Source organism: Vulcaniibacterium tengchongense, assembly GCF_003814555.1.
Classification (GTDB): domain Bacteria; phylum Pseudomonadota; class Gammaproteobacteria; order Xanthomonadales; family Xanthomonadaceae; genus Vulcaniibacterium; species Vulcaniibacterium tengchongense.
This window is the reverse complement of the sequence record NZ_RKQN01000002.1, coordinates 584,745-603,795: the sequence shown is the minus strand read 5'-3', so window position 1 is coordinate 603,795 and position 19,051 is coordinate 584,745. Positions and strand designations below refer to the sequence as shown.

At 74.3% G+C, this 19,051-nt stretch carries 16 protein-coding genes; 11 read left to right on the top strand and 5 right to left on the bottom strand.

Going from position 1 to position 19,051, the window contains the following annotated elements:
- Positions 1 to 20 precede the first annotated feature (20 nt).
- From bioB to EDC50_RS09085, 7 genes are all read left to right on the top strand, one after another.
- Positions 21 to 1,052 carry a biotin synthase BioB gene (bioB, locus tag EDC50_RS09115; RefSeq protein WP_123770167.1) on the top strand — a complete coding sequence of 344 codons (1,032 nt, stop codon included), beginning with the start codon at positions 21 to 23 and terminating at the stop codon, positions 1,050 to 1,052.
- 21 nt (positions 1,053 to 1,073) lie between these two features.
- Positions 1,074 to 2,309, top strand: coding sequence for an 8-amino-7-oxononanoate synthase (gene bioF, locus EDC50_RS09110; protein ID WP_123770166.1), 1,236 nt, complete (start codon positions 1,074 to 1,076; stop codon positions 2,307 to 2,309).
- A 67-nt stretch (positions 2,310 to 2,376) separates the two neighbouring features.
- Positions 2,377 to 2,802 carry an ACT domain-containing protein gene (locus EDC50_RS09105; RefSeq protein WP_123770165.1) on the top strand — a complete coding sequence of 142 codons (426 nt, stop codon included), beginning with the start codon at positions 2,377 to 2,379 and terminating at the stop codon, positions 2,800 to 2,802.
- A gap of 21 nt (positions 2,803 to 2,823) precedes the next feature.
- Positions 2,824 to 3,588, top strand: coding sequence for a pimeloyl-ACP methyl ester esterase BioH (gene bioH, locus EDC50_RS09100; protein ID WP_123770164.1), 765 nt, complete (start codon positions 2,824 to 2,826; stop codon positions 3,586 to 3,588).
- Between the two features lie 258 nt (positions 3,589 to 3,846).
- On the top strand, positions 3,847 to 4,752 hold the full coding sequence (bioC, locus tag EDC50_RS09095; protein ID WP_123770163.1) for a malonyl-ACP O-methyltransferase BioC: 906 nt from the start codon (positions 3,847 to 3,849) through the stop codon (positions 4,750 to 4,752).
- Complete coding sequence (locus EDC50_RS09090) at positions 4,749 to 5,768, top strand: multidrug resistance efflux transporter family protein (RefSeq protein ID WP_123770162.1); 1,020 nt, start codon at positions 4,749 to 4,751, stop codon at positions 5,766 to 5,768. Before bioC ends, EDC50_RS09090 begins: the two co-directional genes overlap by 4 nt.
- A 259-nt stretch (positions 5,769 to 6,027) precedes the next feature.
- Positions 6,028 to 6,630 (top strand): hypothetical protein, encoded by a 603-nt coding sequence (locus tag EDC50_RS09085; RefSeq protein ID WP_123770161.1) that lies wholly within the window; start codon positions 6,028 to 6,030, stop codon positions 6,628 to 6,630.
- Between the two features lie 57 nt (positions 6,631 to 6,687).
- Here the strand turns inward: EDC50_RS09085 and EDC50_RS09080 are convergent, their stop codons facing one another.
- The 5 genes from EDC50_RS09080 to EDC50_RS09060 all read right to left on the bottom strand — a co-directional run bounded on the left by EDC50_RS09080 (position 6,688) and on the right by EDC50_RS09060 (position 11,684).
- Complete coding sequence (locus tag EDC50_RS09080; protein WP_123770160.1) at positions 6,688 to 8,175, bottom strand: ArnT family glycosyltransferase; 1,488 nt, start codon at positions 8,173 to 8,175, stop codon at positions 6,688 to 6,690.
- Positions 8,176 to 8,443: 268 nt separating this feature from the next.
- Entirely contained in the window at positions 8,444 to 8,869 is a 426-nt protein-coding gene (locus tag EDC50_RS09075; RefSeq protein WP_123770159.1) for a ketosteroid isomerase-related protein, read from the bottom strand.
- A 91-nt stretch (positions 8,870 to 8,960) separates the two neighbouring features.
- The gene (locus EDC50_RS09070; protein ID WP_123770158.1) at positions 8,961 to 9,710 is read right to left on the bottom strand and encodes an MHYT domain-containing protein; all 750 of its coding nucleotides are present in this window, start codon (positions 9,708 to 9,710) and stop codon (positions 8,961 to 8,963) included.
- 64 nt (positions 9,711 to 9,774) lie between these two features.
- Complete coding sequence (locus EDC50_RS09065) at positions 9,775 to 10,506, bottom strand: V4R domain-containing protein (protein WP_123770157.1); 732 nt, start codon at positions 10,504 to 10,506, stop codon at positions 9,775 to 9,777.
- A 203-nt stretch (positions 10,507 to 10,709) separates the two neighbouring features.
- Entirely contained in the window at positions 10,710 to 11,684 is a 975-nt protein-coding gene (locus tag EDC50_RS09060; RefSeq protein ID WP_123770156.1) for a pyridoxal-phosphate dependent enzyme, read from the bottom strand.
- A gap of 197 nt (positions 11,685 to 11,881) precedes the next feature.
- Between EDC50_RS09060 and EDC50_RS09055 the strand changes: the two genes are divergently transcribed.
- The 4 genes from EDC50_RS09055 (at position 11,882) to EDC50_RS09040 (ending at position 18,864) form a co-directional block, all read left to right on the top strand.
- Complete coding sequence (locus tag EDC50_RS09055; protein WP_123770155.1) at positions 11,882 to 12,397, top strand: hypothetical protein; 516 nt, start codon at positions 11,882 to 11,884, stop codon at positions 12,395 to 12,397.
- Positions 12,398 to 13,015: 618 nt separating this feature from the next.
- A complete protein-coding gene (gene mnmG, locus EDC50_RS09050) occupies positions 13,016 to 14,905 on the top strand; it encodes a tRNA uridine-5-carboxymethylaminomethyl(34) synthesis enzyme MnmG (protein WP_123770154.1) in 1,890 nt (629 codons plus the stop codon).
- Between the two features lie 554 nt (positions 14,906 to 15,459).
- On the top strand, positions 15,460 to 16,725 hold the full coding sequence (locus tag EDC50_RS09045; RefSeq protein WP_123770153.1) for a sialidase family protein: 1,266 nt from the start codon (positions 15,460 to 15,462) through the stop codon (positions 16,723 to 16,725).
- A gap of 828 nt (positions 16,726 to 17,553) precedes the next feature.
- Complete coding sequence (locus tag EDC50_RS09040; RefSeq protein ID WP_244922525.1) at positions 17,554 to 18,864, top strand: protein-disulfide reductase DsbD family protein; 1,311 nt, start codon at positions 17,554 to 17,556, stop codon at positions 18,862 to 18,864.
- The last annotated feature ends 187 nt before the right edge of the window (positions 18,865 to 19,051 follow it).

Below are 19,051 nucleotides of genomic sequence, written 5' to 3'. Positions count from 1 at the left end.
GGAGCCGTCGGAAAACGCCCATGCCCGCCGTCAGCGAACGCCCCGTCCTGCGCCACGACTGGACCCGCGCCGAGGTGCGGGCGCTGTTCGAGCTGCCGTTCCCGGAACTGCTGCACCGCGCCGCCGGCGTGCACCGCGCCCACTTCGACCCGGCGCAGGTCCAGGTCAGCACCCTGCTGTCGATCAAGACCGGCGGCTGCCCCGAGGATTGCGGCTATTGCCCGCAGGCGGCGCGCTACCACACCGGGGTGGAGGCGACCAAGCTGATGAGCACCGAGGCGGTGCTGGAGAAGGCGCGCCAGGCCAAGGCCGCCGGCGCCAGCCGCTTCTGCATGGGCGCGGCCTGGCGTTCGCCGAAGGACCGCGACATCCCCAAGGTCGCGGCGATGATCCGCGAGGTGAAGGCGCTGGGCCTGGAGACCTGCGCCACCCTGGGCATGCTCAGCGGCGAGCAGGCCCGCGCGCTCAAGGACGCCGGGCTGGACTACTACAACCACAACCTCGACACCGCGCCGGAGTTCTACAACCGGATCATCCACACCCGCGAGATCCAGGACCGGCTGGACACGCTCGCGCACGTGCGCGACGCCGGGCTGAAGACCTGCTGCGGCGGCATCGTCGGTATGGGCGAGTCGCGCGAGCAGCGCGCCGGCCTGCTGCAGACCCTGGCCAACCTGCCGGCGCACCCGGATTCGGTGCCGATCAACCGCCTGGTCCGGGTCGAGGGCACGCCGCTGGCCGGCACCGCCGAGCTGGACCCGTTCGAGTTCGTGCGCACGATCGCGGTCGCCCGCATCCTGATGCCGCGCTCGATGGTGCGGCTGTCGGCCGGGCGCGAGTCGATGAGCGACGAGCTGCAGGCGCTGTGCTTCCTGGCCGGGGCGAACTCCATCTTCTACGGCGAGAAATTGCTGACGACCGGCAACCCCGACACCGAGCGGGATATGGCATTGTTCGCCCGGTTGGGCCTGCGCCCGATGCCCGTGGTCGAGCAGGGGGAGACCGTCCATGCCGATATCGTCGAATCGCCGGCGCGAGGCCGCGCCGCCTGACCGCGCCGCGGCGGGGCCGGCATGAGCCGCCCGTCCTGGCGCGAGCGCATCGCCGCCGCGCGCGCGCAGCGCGAGGCGGCCCGGCGCACGCGCGTGCGCCGCGTGGTGAGCCACCGCGACAGCGCCCGCTGCACCGTCGACGGCCGCTCGCTGCTGAACTTCTGCGGCAACGACTACCTCGGCCTGTCGCAGCACTTCGCGGTGACGAACGCGCTGCAGGACGCGGCCGCGCGCGAGGGCGCCGGCGGCGTCGCCTCGCACCTGGTCTGCGGCCACCACGCGGCGCACGAGGCGCTGGAGCGCGAACTGGCCGACTGGCTCGGCTACCCGCGCGCGCTGCTGTTCGGCAGCGGCTTCATGGCGAACCTGGCGGTGGTGCAGGCGCTGCTCGGCGACGAGGACGTCTGCGTGCAGGACCGGCTCAACCACGCCAGCCTGATCGACGCCGCGCGCCTGGCCGGCTGCCGCCTGCGCCGCTATCCGCACCTCGACGCCGAGGGCGCGATCCGGCAGTTGCGCAGCCTGCCCGAGGGCGCGGCGATGCTCGCCACCGACGGGGTGTTCAGCATGGACGGCGACGTCGCGCCGCTGCGCGAGCTGGCGCTCGTGGCCCGGGTGCAGAAGGCGCTGCTGTACGTGGACGACGCGCACGGCGTCGGCGTGGTCGGCCCGGACGGGCGCGGCAGCGTGGCCGCGGCCAAGCTCGGCCCGGACGACGTGCCGCTGCAGCTGGCCACGCTGGGCAAGGCGCTGGGCGGCTACGGCGCGGCGGTACTGGGCGAGGCCGACCTGATCGGCCACCTGGCGGAGACCGCGCGCCCGTACGTCTACACCACCGCGCTGCCGCCGGCGCTGGCCGCGGCCGCGCTGGCCGCGGTGCGGCTGGCGCGGGCCGAACACTGGCGCCGCGCCAGGCTCGAGGAACTGATCGCGCGCTTCCGCGACGGCGCGCGCCGGCATGGCCTGGACCTGCTCGATTCGCACACGCCGATCCAGCCGGTGCTGTGCGGCGACGACGCGCGCGCGCTGGCGATGGCGCAGGCGCTGGAGCAGGCCGGCTACTGGGTCGCGCCGATCCGTCCGCCGACGGTGCCGGAAGGCCGTGCGCGGTTGCGGGTCACGCTGTCGGCGCTGCACGGCGTTGGCGACGTCGACGGGCTGGTGGAGGCGCTGGCGCAGGCGCGCGACCGTAGCGATCCGGCGCATGCGCAACCGCCGCGCCCCGCGGACCGGGCGCCGGTGCTGCTGTTCCTGTGAGCCGGCCGATGGCCCTCGGCGGATCGCTTCGGCAGCGTCGCGCGCGCGGCGCATCGCGGGCGCATCGGTGAGCGGCGAAACCGATCTGGCGGCGATGCTCGCCACCCTGCAGGTGCAGGCGCGCCCGGACGAGTACGTGTTCGTCGCCGCGCCCGCGCCGGATCCGCGGCTGGCCGCGCTGGCGCAGGCGGTCGTGCACGAGGCCGAAGGCCCCAGCTACGTGCTGCGGCGCGAGGATGCCGACGCGCTCGGCCTGCGCTACGGCTTCGTCGCCGCCTGGCTGACGCTGGGCGTGCATTCGGCGCTCGAGGCGGTCGGGCTGACCGCCGCGGTCGCGCGCGCGCTGGCCGAACGCGCCATACCGTGCAATGTGCTGGCCGGCTTCCACCACGATCATCTGCTGGTCGCGGCCGCGCGCCGCGACGAGGCGCTGGCCGCGCTGGCGGCGTTGCGCACCACCCCGGCCCAGCCCCGCCAGCGGGGCAGGGCCTAGCAAGCGAAGACGTACGACACCATGCACATCGAAACGCGCGGGCAGGGCCCCGCGCTGGCGCTGATCCACGGTTGGGCGATGCACGGCGAGCTGTTCGCGCCGCTGGCCGAGCGCCTGGCCGACCGCTACACCCTGCACTCGGTCGACCTGCCCGGCCACGGCCATGCGCGCGAGGACGACACCCCGCTGCAGCCGGCGCCGCTGGCGGCCGAGCTGGTCGCGCGGGTGCCGGACGCGGTCTGGCTGGGCTGGTCGCTGGGCGGGCAGTTCGCGCTGCGCGCCGCGCTCGACCACCCCGGCCGCGTGCGCGGGCTGGTGATGGTGGCGTCCTCGCCGCGCTTCGTCGCCGGCGCCGACTGGCCGCATGGGGTCGCGCCGCAGCTGTTCGGCGAGTTCGGCGAATCGCTGCGGCGCGATTTCCGCGGCACGCTGGAGGGCTTTCTCGCGCTGGAGGCGCTGGGTTCGACCCATGCGCAGGAAGAACTGCGCGACCTGAAGCGGCAGGCGTTCGCGCGCGGCGAACCGGCCGAACGCGCGCTGCAGGAGGGCCTGGCGCTGCTGGACACGTTCGACGCGCGCGCCGAGCTGTCGCGGCTGCCGGTGCCGAGCCTGTGGATCGCCGGCCGCCGCGATCGCCTGATCCCGCCCGGGGCGATGCCGGCCGCGGCGGCCCTGGCGCCGCAGGCGCGCAGCGTGGTGATCGCCGGCGCCGGGCACGCGCCGTTCCTCGGCGCCGCGGACCAGGTCGCGGCCGAGATCGACGCGTTCATGCGCGCCCTGCCTTGATGTGCCTGGCCACCAACGAATGCTTTCGCAAGGTCGCGCAAGCGGCCAGGGATACCGCGTTGCGCGCCACGCCGTGAGTACGTCCATGCAGGCTTCCCGGCGGCATCCCTGCCGCCGGGGGCCGCGCAACCCGGTAATCCTGGCTGCGTACGTGACTGGGTGGAACAGCCGCGTGCCGCGCCGGAGGACAATGTCGGCCGCCCATTCGCCTCCCCCCACGAGCGTTCCGGCGCTCCCTTTCGATCCCGCCGATCCCGAATGACCGATCCCTTCGACCACCGCCAGATCCGCCGCGCCTTCTCGCGCGCCGCGCACGGCTACGACGGCGCCGCCGCGCTGCAGCGCGAAGTCGGCGCGCGGCTGATGGAGCAGCTCGACTACCTCGACGATCCGGCGCTCGGCCGCGCGCCGCCGCAGCGGGTGGTCGATCTGGGCTGCGGCCCGGGCCATGCCGCCGCCGCGATGCAGAGGCGCTGGCCCAAGGCGCAGGTGCTGGCGCTCGATCTGGCCTTGCCGATGCTGCGGCAGACGCGCCGCCACGCCGGCGGCTGGCGCCCGTTCGCGCGCCGCCCGGCGCCGGTCTGCGCCGACGCGCGCGCGCTGCCGCTGCGCGACGCCAGCGTCGACGTGCTGTTCTCGAACCTGTGCCTGCAATGGGTCGAGGACCTGCCGGCGGTGTTCGCCGGCTTCCGCCGCGTGCTCAAGCCCGACGGGCTGCTGCTGGTCTCGACCTTCGGCCCTGACACGCTGCACGAACTGCGCGAGGCCTTCGCCCAGGCCGACGACGCGCCGCACGTGAGCCCGTTCGCGTCGATCGCCCAGTTCGGCGACGCGCTGATCGCGGCCGGCTTCAAGAACCCGGTGCTGGACCGCGACGAGTTCGTGCTCGGCCATCCGGACCTCGCGCACCTGATGCGCGAGCTGCGCGCGCTGGGCGCGACCAACGCGCTGCGCGAACGCCGCCGCAGCCTCACCGGGCGCGCGCGCTTCGCCCGCGCGGCGCAGGCCTACGAGGCCTTCCGCCGCGACGGCCGCCTGCCCGCGACCTGGGAGGTGATCTACGCCCAGGCCTGGGGCCCGCCGCCGGGCACGCCGATCCGCAGCGGCGGCGTCGACGAGGTGCGCGTGCCCGCCGATCGCATCCCGGTGCGGAGGCGCGGATGACGCCGCGCCGGCGGGCGCTGGCGGCGGTGGCGATCGCGCTGGCGTCGGCGTTCTTCTTCACCTGCACCTACGTGCTCAACCGCGCCGCCGCGGTCGACGGCGGGCACTGGGCCTGGACCGCGGCGCTGCGCTACCTGATCACCTTGCCCTTGATGCTGCCGCTGATGCCGTGGCAGGGCGGCGCGGCGCCGGTGTGGCGCGCGATCCGCGCCCAGCCGGGGCCGTGGCTGCTGTGGAGCGGCATCGGCTTCGTGCTGTTCTACGTCTGCCTGAGCTGGGCCGCGGCGAGCGGGCCGTCGTGGCTGGTCGCCGGCACGTTCCAGCTGACCGTGATCGCGGGGATGCTGTGCGCGCCGCTGCTGTACCGGGGCGGCGGCGCGCGCGACCCTCGCGCGCGCATCCCGCTGCCGGCGCTGACGACCGGCGCGGTGGTGGTGCTCGGCGTGCTGCTGCTGCAGTTCGGCCACGGCGGCGGCGCGCTCGACCGCCAGGGCTGGTTCGCGCTGGCGCTGGTGGCGGTGGCGGCGTTCGCCTATCCGCTCGGCAACCGCGGCCTGCTGCTGCACCTGGAGCGCGCCCACGCGCGCAGCGGCCTGCCGGAGCTCAACGCCACCCAGCGCGTGTTCGGCATGACCCTGGCCAGCCAGCCGCTGTGGTGGGCGGTGGCGGCGTATGCGTACGCCCAGGCCGGCGCGCCTTCGGCGGGGCAGGTGTGGCTGGCCGCGGGCGTGGCGCTCGGCGCCGGCATCGTCGCCACGGTGCTGTTCTTCCAGGCCACCGGCATGGTCCGCCGCGAGCCGACCGCGCTGGCGGCCGCCGAGGCGATGCAGGCCGCCGAGATCCTGTTCGCGACCCTGATCGGCGTGTTGTGGCTGGGCGAGGCCTGGCCGCGCGGCGGCGCCCTGTTCGGGGCGGCGCTGGTGGTGCTCGGCATCGTCGCCTTCAGCCTGGTCGCGGCGCGCGCGGCGGGCGAACGTCGCCCGGGCGAGGCCCTGCGCTGCGAGCGCGGGGCGTGACGCCCCGGCCGCGGGAAGCCGCTTCCGCTCCCGCGCGGCGTCGGAACGCGGTCGCGGTGTGGGCGGGCGACGCGCCCCGAATGCGTCAGGCGCTGCGGCGACGCCCCTGCCGCCGGTGGCCGCGCCGGCCTGCGCTGCGGCCGCTCGCGATACCTCGCGGAACGCATGGACAGCCGGCGCCGGGCGTGCGCCGCATGCGGCAGGATGCGGGGATTCAGTCGCCGGCGGCTACAGTCGGCCGGTCGCAGGAAAGATCACGATGACGCTTCGCCGCCGTTCCGCCGCATGCTGGCTGCCGCTGCTGCTCGCGGCCGCGCCCACGTCTGCGCCCGCGCAGCCGCCGCCGCTCGACGCCTGGGGCCTCGACCCCGCGGCCGTGCTCGCCAGCGGCGAGGAATTGCTGCTGCGGGCGCCGGACTCCGCGCTCGACGGCCTGCTGCAGGCCTTGCACGCGAGCGCGCAGTCGCCCCGCGACGCGCAGGCGCTGTGCGCGCTGTTCGATCCGCGCGGCGAGCCGGGCCTGGAGCGGCTGCAGCAGCTGTCCGGCCGGCTGGGCGACGACACCCGCGCGCGCTTCGCCGACGCCGTCGCCGTGCTGGTGGTGAGCGCGGCGCAGAGCCCGCGCCAGCCCTACGACCCGGCGCAGGCGCGGCAGGCGTTGAAGGCCGCCGGCGTGCGCGCGGCGCTGCTGCACGACGGCTTCACCGCGGCGCTGGCCGGCGACGACCACGACGCGCGCTGCCGCGCGGTCGGCCAGCTGCTCGAGGTGGTGCGCGCGCAGCCGCTGGCCGAACGCGCCGCGGTGACCCGGCTGCTGCTCGGCGAAGGGCTGGGGCAGTGGCTTGGCGCGGGGCGCGAGTGAAGGGGTACTGGAAACCGGGGCGCGACGGGCTCTTCCCTCGCGGCCCGTTCCTCGTTCTCAAGGCCTCGGCTTCGACACCCGGAACATCACCCGCCCCTGGTACGGCGTCCCCAGCGCGGAGGCCTGGTAGCCCAAGGCGGCGATCCGCGCGCGCAAGGCGGGCCACCGCCCGGCCTTGCAAATCCAGACCACGTGCGGCTCGTGCTCGGCCAGCTCGGTCGCCAGCGGCTCGTCGTAGGGCGGGTTGAAGCGCGGCTGCGGCAGCGGCTCGAGCGAAATCTTCTCGATCTCCACGCCGCGGCCCAGATGCAGGTGCAGGCCGTAGCGCGCCATGTCCTCGACGAACACCACCTCGCGCACGGCGCCGGCGCGCGCGCGGATCGCCCGCGCCCAGTCCGCCGCGTCCTTGTGCGTCGGCCAGAACCCGGCCACGGCCTGCAGGCCGAGCAGCAGCGCGGCCCACAGCGCCAGCCGCGGCCAGCGCGGCAGGGCGCGGCCCTCCTGGTGGCGCTGCATCGCCGCGATCACCGCCAGCGGCACGAACAGCGGCAGGATGTACAGCGGCAGCCGCGAGCGCGCCAGGCAGAACACCAGCAACGGCAGCAGCAGCCACAGGCACGGCAGCAACCAGGCCGCGTCGGCGGCGCGGCGCGGCGGGTCGCGCCACCACGGCCGCACCCTCGCCGGCAGCGTGCGCGCCCAGCGCAGCAGCGCCGGCGTCCACGGCAGGGTGCCCAGCAGCAGCGTGGGCAGGTAGACCTGCAGCCAGCCGTACCACTCGCCATGGCGGCCGAACTCGTTGGTGGTGACCCGGTTCACCACCTCGTCGCCGATGAAGTAGCGGAACAGGCCGGGGTTGCCGTGGATCACCGCGACGTACCACGGCAGCGCCAGCAGCACGAACAGCAGCAGCCCGGACCACTGCAGCGCGCGGTGCTCGCGCCGCCCCGGCAGCGCCGCGTCGAACAGCAGCACCACCAGCAGCGGCAACAGGCCCGGCGGTCCCTTGGTCAGGAACGCGAGCGCGAAGCCGACCCACATCAGCGCGATCCAGCGTCGCGGCCGCGCCGCCCCGGGGCCGAAGCGGGCCTCGACGAACGCCCACATCGCCAGGGTTTCGGCGGCGGCGAGCAGGTAATCGGTGGTGATCAGCTGCGCCGCGCCGACGGTGAACAGCATGGTCGCGTAGATCAGCGCCGCCTGGTTCTCGCAACCGGGCCGCAGGCGCCGGGCGATGCGCCAGGCCAGCCACACGCACAGCAGGTAGGACAGCGCCGCCGGCAGGCGGGCGGCCCAGGGATTCACGCCGAACGCCGCGACGCTCGAGGCGATCGCCCAATAGGTCAGCGGCGGCTTGGTCCAGTGCCCGACCTCGTGGTTGCGGCGCGGGTTGAGCCAGTCGCCGCTGTCGAGCATGTTCAGCGCGACGTTGGTGTAGCGGCCCTCGTCCGGGTCCCAGATGCCGCGGTGGCCGAGCAGGAGCAGGGACAGCAGCAACGCCAGCGCGGCGGTCCAGAACGGGGCGGAACGCGGCAGTCGGACCATCGGCGCGGCGGGTCGGGTGCGGAAGCGGCGCGCCACTCTAAGCGCGCCCGGGCTAAGAATGCGTTAGGCAATCGCGGCCACGGCGCGCCGATGCGTTCCTTGCCTCAGGCCGGGCAAAACGCAAACGATCGGTCCGCGCCGAAGCCGCATCGCCGCGCGGCTTGAACAGGCATCGGGGGCGGGCACGCGTCCTCGCGGCGCGTTCGAACGAAAAGCAAGACCGCAGGCACGCGGCGCCGGCCGGCGCAGCCCGGGGCGATGCTCGCCTTCAGCGCACCTGCGCGATCCAGTCCTGCAGGTTGTAGTAGTTGCTCACCCGGCGGATGCGGCCGTCGCGGATCTCGAAGAACGCGCCGCCCGGCAGCACGTACTTCTGCCCGCGCGCCGGCGGCAGGCCTTCGTCGTCGGCGAGGTACTCGCCGTGCACCACGTACTCGGCGGCGGCGCGCTCGCCGCCCGGGGCGGCCATCGCCACGATGTCGTGCAGCTGCTCGCGGTAGCAGCGCGCCATCCGCCGCAGGAATGCGGCGAAGGCGGCGCGGCCGGTCTCGCGCTGGCCCTGGTTCAAGTCGTGGACCACGGCCTCGTCCAGCAGCGCGAGCATGCCGTCCCAGTCGCCGCGGTTGAACGCGGCGTAGTAGGCGAGGATCAGTTCGATGCTGCGGTCCTGGGCGCGGGCGGCGTCGGTGCTCATGGCCGGAATCCTGGAGGTTGCCGGCCTTGCGGCCGGGCCGACATGATAGCGGCCCGCCGCGCGAGGCCGCGCGAACGGGCCGGCGCTCCGATCAGATCTGCACCATCGCGCGCTGGCGCTGGCGCACCAGGCTGATCGCCAGCACCGCGGCGAGCAGCACGCTGGTGACCAGGAAGATGCTCAGGCCCAGGTGCGCGCCGCTGAGGCCGCCCGCCGGCGCCGCGCCGCTGCCGTCGGGCACGAAGCGCGACGCGGCCATGCCGGTGTAGTGCATGCCGCACACCGCGACGCCCATCACCAGCGCGCTGCCGAACATCTGCAGCCAGCCGCGCAGGTTGAACGCCAGCCACAGCGCGGCGATCGAGGCGGCCACCGCGATCGCCCCCGAGGCGACGACCAGGCCGGTGTCGTAGTGCGTGGTGGCCGGCATCAGCATCGCCGCCATGCCCGAGTAGTGCATGCCGGTCACGCCCAGGCCCATGAACAGCCCGGCCACGACCAGCTTGCCCCAGCCGAACACGCCGGCGCTGGCGATCGCCAGGCCGGCCATGCACGAGACCATCGCGATCAGCGCCGACAGCACGGTCAGGCCGACGTGGTAGCTCACCGGGATGTCCATCTTGCAGGCGATCATCGCGATGAAGTGCATCGCCCAGATCGCGCCGCCGCCCATCGCCGCGCCGGCGGCGACGATCGCCCGCCAGCGCTGGCGCGCGTCGCGCGCGGCCGGGATCGCCACCGCCAGCTGCAGCGCGGTGAACGAGCCCAGCACCGAGACCAGGTACGAGAGCGCGACCAGCAGCGGGTCGTGGACGCATTGGACGGCATGTTCGTGCGGCATGGCGGGCCTCCCTCGGCTCGGGTGGGTGGAACGGAAACGGACGGGCGCGCGCGTGCGGTGCGGATCAGGCGCGGAATTCGAAGCTGCAGAGCGCGGCGCCGGCGTTGCGGCACTGGCTTTCGACCACGTGCAGGTGCTCGCCGCCGTGGGCGTCGCCGAGCAGGCCGCCGAGCATGCCGCGCAGGAAATGGCAGCACGCGCCGGCCTCGCCGCGGTGGCAGAACGGGCTGTTGCGCACCTTCAGCGCGTCCTCGTGCAGCTCGGCCTGGACGATCTGGCGCAGCGCCGGCAGGGCGATGTGGCGCACCGCGTCGTGCAGCGCCAGGCGGCCGCCGAGCGCGAAGTCGCGCTTGTACACCCAGGCGCCGACACGCTGGCCGATGTAGCGCAGGGTCGATTCGCGCTGCTCGGGCGGCAGCTCGCGTTCCAGCGCGAGCAGCGGGATGAAGATGTTCGGGTAGTCGCGCGCCAGCTGCGGCAACAGCGCCTCGATCCGGCCGGCGTCCGGCGCCGCCGCTTGCGCCGCGGCCGGGGTCACGGCGGGGGCGCTCGCCGGCGGCGCGTCGGGGCGCGCCGCCTCGAAGCTGCGCACCAGCGGATGCGCGCCGAGGCGGTCCTCCAGCTGCAGCAATTGCGCGTCCGGGCCGCGCACCAGCATGGTCAGCACCACGCCTTCATGGCTGCCGACCATGCGCTGGCGCAGCAGGGTGAAGCCGCAGGCGATCACCGTCTGCCCCAGCGCCAGCAACAGGCCCTCACGGCGATCGGCCACCACGCGGAACTCGACGTCCACCATCGCCCTTCCCCCTTCCTGCCGGCTGTCGAACCGTTTCCCGCACGTTCCCCATTCGCGAGCCGGTTGCGGAGTCCGTTCGCGCTCGTCGCCATCCGCGGCGCGGATGCCTCGCTCGGCGCGATTCCCCATCGGCCGCCGGCGTGACGAGAGCGAGGATATGAGCGCAAGCCCCGCGAAAAAGCAACGGGCCGCGCGTTATGTGATCAGCGTCGCGCGAACAGCGCCGGCAGCGCGTCCAGGTCGACGTTGCCGCCGGACAGCACCACGCCGACGCGGCGGCCGGCGAAGCGCTGCGGCGCCGCCAGTACCGCCGCCAACGCCACCGCCGACGACGGTTCCACCAGCTGCTTGGTGCGCTGCCACAACAGGCGCATCGCCGCGACGGTGGCGGCATCGTCGACCACGATCACCTCGGCCGCGTGGCGCCGCAGCAGCGCGAAGTTGGGCTCGCCGAGGGTGCCGCGCAGGCCGTCGCAGATCGTGTCCGGCACGAACTCGGTGACGCGTTCGCCGCGCCGCAGCGAGGCCGCGGTTTCGGCGGCGCCGGCGGGCTCGGCCAGGACCAGCCGGGCGCGCGGGGCGAGCGCGGCCGCGGCGATCGCGCAGCCGGCGGCGAGGCCGCCGCCGCCGACCGGCACCACCAGCGCGTCGAGCTCCGGCGCATGCGCGAACAACTCCAGCGCCGCGGTGCCCTGGCCGGCGATCACGCGCGGGTCGGCGTAGGGATGGACCAGCGCGGCGCCGGTCTGCGCCTGCACCCGCGCGCACGCGGCCTCGCGCGCGGCGATGCCCGGCGCGCAGCGGTGCAGGACCGCGCCGTAGGCCTCGATCGCCGCCAGCTTGGCCGCGACCGCGCCCTCCGGCACCACCACGTGGCAGGCGATGCCGCGGGTGCGCGCGGCCAGCGCCAGCGCCGCGCCGTGGTTCCCGGAGGAGTGGGTGACCACGCCACGCGCGGCGGCCTCGTCGTCCAGCGCCCACACCGCATTGCAGGCGCCGCGGAACTTGAACGCGCCGACCCGCTGCAGGTGCTCGGCCTTGAAATGCAGCTCGCAGCCGGCGAGCGCGTCCAGGCTGCGCGAGCGCAGCACCGGGGTGACGTGGGCATGCGGGGCGATGCGCGCGGCGGCGGCGAGCACCGCGTCGAAATCGGGGAGGACGGAGGCGCTGTCGTTCATCGCGCGACTGTAGCAGCCGGGCGGGCGCGCTCCGGCTGCCCGCGGGGCGGCGGCGCGCGTGTCGGCACGGCGGGTGCGGGCGTCGTCCCGCCGCGGCTGAACCGCTCAGTCCCGCCCGCGGCACGGGCCGGGACAATTAAGGGCGAGTTCAATGGGGCGGGCCGATGCTGGCCGCAGACCCTCGGGGGGCTCCGCCCATGATCCGCAAACTGCTCCTGCCCGCGTTGGCCGCCGGCCTGCTCGCCGGCTGCGTCACCGACTACGCCTATCGCGGCTACGGCGGGCGCGGCGACTACTACTACGGGCGGCCCAGCGTCGAATACCGCTATCACGGCGGTTACTACGGCGGGTACGGCTGGCCGTACTACGGCGGCTACTACGGCTACCCGTACCGCTACGGCTATTACGGCTATCCGTACTACGGCTACCGTTACCGGCCGCCGTACCACTACCATCATCACCGGCCGCGGCCGCCGTCGAACACGCCGCCGTCGTCGATGCCGCGCCCGCCCGGCAAGGCGCCGTGGCGCGACCTCGACTCGCTGCGCCCGCGCGGCGGCGAGGCCATGCGCCTGGAACGCCCGGGCGGCGCTCCGCGGCCGGCGGCGGCGCCGCGGCCGGGCGTCGAAGGCGGCCCCCGCCCGCAGGGCAGCCGCGCCGCGCCGTGGCGGCAGATCGGCGGCAGCGGCCGGGTCCGCACCCAGGAGCGCTGATCCGCCCGTGCCTGCGCCGGACGCGCCGCCTGCGCCCGGCCTGTCCGCTTCGCCCTGCGCCTCGGCCCCGCCGCGCCGCTGCGAAAAGCTGAATCCGGCCGCTCGTCGGCCGATTGCGAAAAATTCGCGCCCGGTCACCCTTTTCCGCTTGCGCCCGCGGCGAACTGCCCGCAATCTACCGCCACCTGACCGGTTGCGTCGCTTTTGGACGTAATGCGAAGCGGATGGCCGGTTCTTGCCTACGTCGGTCGCCCGACGGGGAACCACGGATCCCCCCTGTTCCGTCCCCGTCGGGTGCCGGCACCCTCTCTCCGGCACTCTCCGTCGGCGCCCGCGCGGCGCCGCGCGATGCGCGCGATCGCGCGCCGGCTGTCGCGGACGTGAGCGGAAATGAGCGGAATAAAAAAGGGGCCGAATGTCCCCCAACATTCGGCCCCGGCTTCCCCCGCGAGCGCTTGGCCAGCCCCTGTTCCAATTCCAGCCGGCGCGTAGCGCCTGCCCCGCTGGGTGCGGGAAAGACGACGCAGGAACCGTGCCAACTGCGGCGACGGCCCCCGGCAGCCGGCCTAAAATCCACACTCCATCGCAACCGGGGCGCCGAGGGCGTCCGAGCAGCCCATGAGCGAGTCCTTCCACCATTACGAGGTGATCGTGGTCGGCGGCGGCCACGCCGGCACCGAAGCCGCGCTGGCGGCGGCCCGCGCCGGCGCGCGCACGCTGCTGCTGACCCACAGCATCGAGACGGTTGGGGCGATGAGCTGCAACCCGGCCATCGGCGGCATCGGCAAGGGCCACCTGGTCAAGGAGATCGACGCCCTCGGCGGGATCATGGCCCGCGCCGCCGACGCGGCCGGGATCCAGTGGCGCCGGCTCAACGCGTCCAAGGGGCCTGCGGTGCGGGCGACACGCTGCCAGGCCGACCGCGCGCTGTACCGCGCCTTCGTCCGCCGCGCGGTCGAGACCCAGCCGAACCTGACCCTGTTCCAGGCCGCGGTCGACGACATCGTGTTCGCCGCCGGCCGCGTCGAGGGCGTGGTCACCCAGACCGGCTTGCGCTTCCACGCGCCGGCGGTGGTGCTGACCGCCGGCACCTTCCTCGCCGGCAAGGTCCACGTCGGCCAGACCACCTACGCCGCCGGCCGCGCCGGCGACCCGCCGGCCGTCGCGCTCGCGCACAAGCTGCGCGAGGGCCCGTTCGCGGTCGACCGGCTCAAGACCGGCACGCCGCCGCGGATCGACGGCCGCACGCTCGACTACTCGGTGATGGAGGAGCAGCCCGGCGACGATCCGCGCCCGGTGTTCTCCTTCATCGGCCGCCGCGACGACCACCCGCGCCAGGTCTCGTGCTGGATCACCCACACCACCGAGCGCACCCACGAGATCATCCGCGGCGCGCTCGACCGCAGCCCGCTGTACACCGGGCAGATCGAAGGCATCGGCCCGCGCTACTGCCCCTCGATCGAGGACAAGGTGGTGCGCTTCGCCGACAAGCCCAGCCACCAGATCTTCGTCGAGCCGGAAGGTCTCGACGTGGTCGAGGTCTACCCGAACGGCATCTCCACCTCGCTGCCGTTCGACGTGCAACTGGAGCTGGTGCGCAGCATCCGCGGCTTCGAGCGCGCCCACATCACCCGCCCGGGCTACGCGATCGAATACGACTTCTTCGACCCGCGCGGGCTGAAGACCACGCTGGAGACCAAGGCGATCGCCGGCCTGTTCTTCGCCGGCCAGATCAACGGCACCACCGGCTACGAGGAGGCCGCGGCGCAGGGGCTGCTGGCCGGCGTCAACGCCGCGCGCTTCGTGCGCGGCGCCGAGGGCTGGAGCCCGCGCCGCGACGAGGCCTACCTCGGCGTGCTGGTCGACGACCTGACCACCCACGGCACCTCCGAGCCGTACCGCATGTTCACCTCGCGCGCCGAGTACCGCCTGCAGCTGCGCGAGGACAACGCCGACCTGCGCCTGACCCCGGTCGGGCGCGAGCTCGGCTTGGTCGACGATGCGCGCTGGGCGCGCTTCGAGGCCAAGCGCGAGGCGATCGCGCGCGAGAACGCGCGCCTGGGCGCGCTGTGGGCGGCGCCGAACAACGCGCTCGGGCGCGAGATCGCGCAGGCGCTGGACATCGAGATCAGCCGCGAGACCAGCGCGCTGGACCTGCTGAAGCGGCCGGAGCTCGACTACGCCCGGCTGATGCGCGTGCCCGCGCTCGCGGCGGCAGGGGTCGACGCCGAGGTCGCCGAGCAGGTCGAGATCGGGGCAAAGTACGCCGGTTATCTCGACCGCCAACGCGAGGAGATCGCGCGCCAGCAGCGCCACGAGCGCACCGCGATCCCGGCCGGCTTCGATTACGCCGCGGTGCGCGGGCTGTCGGCCGAGGTGCGGCAGAAACTGGAGCGCGTGCGCCCGCAGACCGTCGGCCAGGCGCAGCGCATTCCCGGCATGACTCCGGCGGCGATCTCGCTGCTGCTGGTGCATCTGACCCGCGCCCGCCGCAGCCGCGTCGCCTGACGCGGCGCCCGCCTCGTGCGCTTCCGTGCGGCCGACCGGCGGCTCGGTGGCCGGCGCTCGTTCGTTCGGGACGGCGAAGATTCGTCCGGACCGCGCGCGATACTTCGCGACGACCGGCGAACAGGTCCCCTCGCGCTCCGGCGAAAGCGCGTAACGCATCGCTCCGCTTCGCCGCGGATTGCCGCCTGCCGTTCTCGCCGCGCGTGCGCACCGATGCGCGGCGCTGGCGCAAGCCGGGGCGAAGCGGTCGCCGCGGGCATGTCCCGCCGACGCCGGCGCCTGCAGCGCGCATCCGGGCGCCGGCCCCGAGCGCGAGTGCTTGCGCCGCCGATACGGCGGCCGGTGCGCATGGCCGCTCGGCAGTCGCGTCCTCCCGGCGCACAGGCGGCAAGAGCGGGCTTGCCAGCGATCCGCGAACGTGCGTGGGCGAACCCGCCTTCGTGCCGCGCGAGGGCAGGGCGTACGCGGATGGCCCGATCCGCGATCGGCGCCGTCGCCGCGGAGCCCCAGGACGTGATGGCCCGGTTTCGCGCCCGGGCGGTTAGGCTGTGCGGATGAACGCCCGCGCCGCCCTGTGCCTGGCCCTGCTGCTCGCGGCCGCTTGCGACCGCGGCCCCCGCACCGCCGCCGGTGCGCCGCCACCGGGGCCGCGCGCCGCGGCCGCGACGTTCGCCGCCGCGGCATGGCCGCTGCCGGCGAGCGGCGTCGCGGCGCAGCCGGACCTGGTCGCCGCGCCGGACGGCAGCCTGCTGCTGTCCTGGATCGAGCCGCTCGGGCGCGGCCACGCGCTGAAGTTCGCGCGCTGGCGCGACGGCGCGTGGAGCGCGCCGGCCGAGATCGCGCGCGGCGACGACTGGTTCGTGAACTGGGCCGACGTCCCGCACCTGGCCGTCGGCGCCGACGGCGCGCTGTGGGCGCATTGGCTGCGCAAGTCGGCGGCGGCGAAATACGCCTACGACGTGGTGCTGAGCCGCTCCGGCGACGGCGGCCGGCGCTGGTCGGCGCCGATCCGCGTCAACGACGACGGCACGCCGACCGAGCACGGCTTCGTGTCGCTGTGGCCCGCCGGCGGCGACCGCCTCGGCATCGCCTGGCTCGACGGCCGCCGCACCGGCGGCGGCCATGGCGGGCACGCCGGGCACGCCGGGGCGATGAGCCTGCGCGCGGCGACCTTCGATGCCGCGTTGCGCCGCCACGACGAACGCGAACTCGACGCGATGACCTGCGATTGCTGCCAGACCGACGCCGCGCCGACCGCGCGCGGACCGCTGCTGGTCTATCGCGACCGCACGCCGGAGGAGATCCGCGACATCGTCGCCACGCGCCTGGAGGGCGGCGCCTGGACCGGCCCGCGGCCGGTGCACGCCGACGGCTGGAAGATGCCGGCCTGCCCGGTCAACGGCCCGGCGGTGGCGGCGCGCGGCGACGCCGCGGCGGTCGCCTGGTACACCGCGGCCGGCGGCGAGCCGGCGGTGAAGCTGGCGCGCAGCGACGATGCCGGCGAGCGTTTCGCCGCGCCGGCGACGCTGGACCGCGGCGCCGCGGTGCAGGGCCGCGTCGACGTCGCCCACGCCGGCGACGCGGTCTGGGCGTTGTGGCTGCGCGAGGACGCCCGCGGCCAGGCGTTGCAGCTGGCGCGGTGGACGCCGGACCTGCGCCGCGAGACCCAGCGCCTCGAAGTGGCGCGCCTGCACGGCCGCGGCCGCGCGACCGGTTTCGCCCGGCTGGCGGTCGCCGGCGATGCGCTGCACGTGGTCTGGACCGACGTGGTCGACGGCGAGCCGCGCCTGTCGGGCGCGCGCGTGCAGGCGCGGCGATGAGCGCGGCGCTGCACGGCCGCCATTGCAGCGCTTGCGCCGACTCTGCGGCGGGGCAGCGCCGTATCCGGGTGCGGAGACGGAAGCGACAGAATTGAAGCGGGCAAAGGCTGAAGATGGAATGCGCAGGATTGGATTCCGCAACGTCGATATCCCGTCGACCGGCCGCTCACCGATGCGGAAAAGGCGACGCGCTAGCGGCAGAAGCGCGCCGTCGATGCGCCGCCGATGGACTTTTTCGGTGATCGGATTCAACAGGTAGCCAGATCGAGCTTGTGGATCGCGGGTGCCCGGTCGAGGGTCCCGCTCACTTGCCGGTACAGGAAGGCGTTCTCGGACGGGGTCGCACTCATGGCGGAATTCCCTGTCTGTGCAGGTGGCCTCCCCCGGGCTGGGCAATATTGGGAATTCCGGCCGGTGCGGGCCATATCCGAAGGGCGGCGGGCGGAAGGGCAGGCGGGCCGCCGGCGCTCGCCGGCGCGGCGGCGGCCGCATCGGCTGCCCGGGTGCCCGCTCTCCGGGCTCGGGCGCCGCCGAATTTCGTAATCGTTCTATTCCGATCGCGAGCCGCGTCCGGAGAATGCCTCGCTCTTCATTCGAGCGACGCGCGCGATGCCACTCCTTCGATTCGTGCCCCTGTCTGACCGCCGCAGCCGCGGGCGCACTGCTGGCGATCGGGCCTGTCCCCGCCTCGGCCCCGCGGTTCGTGGGCGGTGCAACCGCGTGACCGGCGAAGCGCTGGCCCAGGAAGGCTACGACGCCCGTGCCGGGACGGCGTCCATGGAAGCCGGTTATGCCCGGCTCCGACAAATACCTGCCATGACCGGGGCCGTGGCTCTTCTGCTGTCCAGCGGCGCGGCCAGCGCGGCGACCGGGACATCGCAAGCGGCGGCCGTGCCGGGTGGCTTCGCGGCGATCCTGGCGCTGGCCGTGCTGGGCGGGCTGGTGCTGAACCTGATGCCCTGCGTGCTGCCGGTGCTATCGCTCAAAGTCCTGTCGCTGCTGGATGCCGGCACCAGCCGCGCCCATGCCCGCCGTCATGCGCTGTGGTACACCGCAGGGGTGATGGTCTCGTTCGCGGCCATCGGCATGGTCATCGTTGCGCTGCAGTCCGGCGGCGCGGTGATAGGCTGGGGATTCCAGCTGCAGCAGCCCGGGTTCGTGGCCGCGTTGGCGCTGATCATGGTGCTGATCGGTTTGAGCATGGCCGGGTTGTTCACGCTGGGCGGCGGCATGGGCCGCTCCGGGCAGAAGCTGCTCAGCAAGACCGGCGCCGCCGGCGACTTCTGGTCGGGCGCGTTGGCCTGCGTGGTGGCCAGCCCCTGCGTGGCGCCGTTCATGGGGCCGGCGTTGGCTTACGCCTTCACCGCTTCGCCGGCCGCGGCGTTGCTGGTGTTCCTGGCCTTGGGCCTGGGATTGTCGCTGCCGTTCCTGCTGGTGGGGTTCGTGCCCCGCTTGGCCCGGCTGTTGCCCAAGCCCGGCGCGTGGATGGACACGCTGAAGGTGGTGCTGGCCTACCCGATGCTGCTGACGGCCGTGTGGCTGGCGTGGCTGCTGGGCAAGCAGAAGGGCGCCGATGCGGTGGGGGTGGTTCTGGCCGCGGCGGTGATCCTGTCGTTCGGCCTCTGGCTCTTCGAGCAGGGACGTTGGCGGAGCCAGCGCTGGCGGCAGGGGCTGGGCGCGCTGGTCGTCTGCGCCAGTGCGTTGTCGGTGGGCGTCGTCCATCGCATGCCGGCCGCGGCCAAGGACGGCACCCGGCCGTCGCAGATGCAGGGCGCCACGGCCTATTCCGCCCGCGACCTGGCGCAGGCGCGCAAGGAAGGGCGCAACGTGCTGGTCGCGGTGACGGCGGACTGGTGCATCACCTGCATCGCGAACGAGCAGACGGTGCTCGGCACCTCCGAATTCCGCGATCTGCTGCGCCGCACGCAGACGCTGTACATGAAGGGCGACTGGACCAACGACGATCCGAAGGTGGGCGAATTCCTCAGGCAGCACCAGGCCCCGGGCGTGCCGCTGTACGTCCTCTATCGCGGCATGGCGGAGGGCGTGGTCCTGCCGCAGGTGCTGACGCCGGACATCGTGAGAAGCGAGTTGGAAGGCGCCCATCGAGGCGTCGGTGCGGGAAGGGGCCCGGAATGACATCCGCGGCCTGCGCCGCGCATCGCGTCCATCGCGGGTGGGGGCGTCCATGTCCGGTGCCGTCGTTCACTCCCGAGCAGTCCTTCACAAGGGGGCCTGCTTCGGGCGGCGTCACCCGTCGAGCGGCGCGTCCGCACTTGTCCCGGGCGAACGTGACTCAGCCCTAATCCAATAGGAGCCCGCCCGG

Coding starts and splice junctions, on each gene's coding strand:
- bioB (WP_123770167.1), top strand. CDS start 21: ATGCCCGCCGTCAGCGAACGCCCCGTCCTGCGCCACGACTGGACCCGC.
- bioF (WP_123770166.1), top strand. CDS start 1,074: ATGAGCCGCCCGTCCTGGCGCGAGCGCATCGCCGCCGCGCGCGCGCAG.
- bioH (WP_123770164.1), top strand. CDS start 2,824: ATGCACATCGAAACGCGCGGGCAGGGCCCCGCGCTGGCGCTGATCCAC.
- bioC (WP_123770163.1), top strand. CDS start 3,847: ATGACCGATCCCTTCGACCACCGCCAGATCCGCCGCGCCTTCTCGCGC.
- EDC50_RS09090 (WP_123770162.1), top strand. CDS start 4,749: ATGACGCCGCGCCGGCGGGCGCTGGCGGCGGTGGCGATCGCGCTGGCG.
- EDC50_RS09085 (WP_123770161.1), top strand. CDS start 6,028: ATGACGCTTCGCCGCCGTTCCGCCGCATGCTGGCTGCCGCTGCTGCTC.
- EDC50_RS09080 (WP_123770160.1), bottom strand. CDS start 8,175: ATGGTCCGACTGCCGCGTTCCGCCCCGTTCTGGACCGCCGCGCTGGCG.
- EDC50_RS09075 (WP_123770159.1), bottom strand. CDS start 8,869: ATGAGCACCGACGCCGCCCGCGCCCAGGACCGCAGCATCGAACTGATC.
- EDC50_RS09070 (WP_123770158.1), bottom strand. CDS start 9,710: ATGCCGCACGAACATGCCGTCCAATGCGTCCACGACCCGCTGCTGGTC.
- EDC50_RS09065 (WP_123770157.1), bottom strand. CDS start 10,506: ATGGTGGACGTCGAGTTCCGCGTGGTGGCCGATCGCCGTGAGGGCCTG.
- EDC50_RS09060 (WP_123770156.1), bottom strand. CDS start 11,684: ATGAACGACAGCGCCTCCGTCCTCCCCGATTTCGACGCGGTGCTCGCC.
- EDC50_RS09055 (WP_123770155.1), top strand. CDS start 11,882: ATGATCCGCAAACTGCTCCTGCCCGCGTTGGCCGCCGGCCTGCTCGCC.
- mnmG (WP_123770154.1), top strand. CDS start 13,016: ATGAGCGAGTCCTTCCACCATTACGAGGTGATCGTGGTCGGCGGCGGC.
- EDC50_RS09045 (WP_123770153.1), top strand. CDS start 15,460: ATGAACGCCCGCGCCGCCCTGTGCCTGGCCCTGCTGCTCGCGGCCGCT.